General features: G+C 65.9%; 3 protein-coding genes. 1 reads left to right on the forward strand and 2 read right to left on the reverse strand.

Going from position 1 to position 1,409, the window contains the following annotated elements; genetic code table 11:
- Both A5707_RS22930 and A5707_RS00470 read right to left on the reverse strand, forming a co-directional pair.
- On the reverse strand, window positions 1-183 hold a 183-nt coding region (locus A5707_RS22930; protein WP_156657385.1), incomplete at its 3' end, for a PPE domain-containing protein.
- 13 nt (window positions 184-196) lie between these two features.
- Window positions 197-496, reverse strand: coding sequence for a PE family protein (locus tag A5707_RS00470; RefSeq protein WP_065012573.1), 300 nt, complete (start codon window positions 494-496; stop codon window positions 197-199).
- 296 nt (window positions 497-792) lie between these two features.
- Here A5707_RS00470 and A5707_RS00475 point away from each other — a divergent pair.
- A partial coding sequence (locus A5707_RS00475) for a PPE family protein (protein WP_156657383.1) occupies window positions 793-1,409 on the forward strand: 617 nt, incomplete at its 3' end.

The raw sequence follows: 1,409 nt of genomic DNA on the forward strand, positions 1-1,409 counted from the left end.
CGACGCCGGGCCGCGCCACTCACTGGTCAGCTGCGTGATCACCCTGTCGTAATCGATTGCGGCGGACTCCAACTCGGCGGCCAGCCACCGCCAGGACGACGCCGCGGACATCATCGCCGCCGACCCCGGTCCGGCATACATGCGAGCGGAGTTGACCTCTGGCGGTAACGCCCCGAAATCCAGCACTACGTCTCCTCTAGCTGGTCGCGGCGGCGTTGGCGGCTTCCGTGGCCGCGTACGAACCGGCGCTGGTGCCCAGCATGTTCACGAACATGTCGTGAATTGCCGCGGCTTGGACGCTGGCCGCCTGATACATCCGGGCATGCGTGGCGAACTGTGCCGCCGTCAGCGCCGAAATCTCATCGGCTGCCGGCGGCACTATTCCCGTCGTCGGGCCCGCCGCAGCCGCATTCTGCGCCGCCACTGACGCGCCGATAGCCACCAAATTGCGAGCCGCAGCGGATAGCACCTCCGGCTGGGTTTCTACGAACGCCACGCTGATTTCTCCTCAGTGCTCGGTCTCAACGGCCTTCACGAGCCGCTCGCTAGCGACGTTAGATGGCCGGGAGCCGACTGTGCACTACCAACGACGAGTGTTCACCTAAAGATAGAAAGAGTTCATTACTGCGTACCGCTGACGCCTCTGAACGCCTTATATCTTCATTAGTGAACTTATGTCTCAGATAGTGGATCGCAGCCGTCGCCGATGGCGAGGAAGGGCATCGCATTCGTGACTACGAGGTCGAGTAGATCGGCAGGCTGTAGCGACCGACGAGGCCAGGACGTCAAGTAGTGGATTACGGAGCATTACCGCCGGAAGTCAACTCTGGCCGGATGTACGCCGGCGCGGGCGCGGGACCGATGTTGGCGGCCGCCGCTGCCTGGGACGTGTTGGCCACCGACCTGTACACGACCGCGTCCTGCTACGGCTCGGCGATCTCCGAAATCAGTGGCCTGTGGTCGGGCCCGGCGTCGATTTCGATGGCCGCGGCCGCCGCGCCCTATGTGACGTGGTTGTCCACCACCGCGGCACGGGCCGAGCAGGCGGCGGTCCAGGCCAAGGCCGCCGCGATTGCCTATGAGGCCGCCTTTGCGATGACGGTGCCGCCGCCGGTGATCGCGGCTAACCGGGCGCAGCTGATGATGCTGATCGCGACGAACTTCTTCGGGCAGAACTTTCCGGCTATCGCCGCGACCGAGGCGCACTACTCGGAGATGTGGGCCCAGGATGCGGTGGCGATGTATGGCTACGCCGGCGCCTCAGCGGCCGCGTCGGCGTTGACGACGTTCGACCAGCCGCCGACCACCACCAACCCCGCCGGGCAGGGCATGCAGGCCGCCGCGGTCACCCACGCCGCTGCCACATCGGCCGGAACTGGCGCACAGTCGGCCGAGTCGCAGCTACTGGC

It is taken from the genome of Mycobacterium kyorinense, from assembly GCF_001672775.1.
Classification (GTDB): Bacteria; Actinomycetota; Actinomycetes; order Mycobacteriales; family Mycobacteriaceae; genus Mycobacterium; species Mycobacterium kyorinense_A.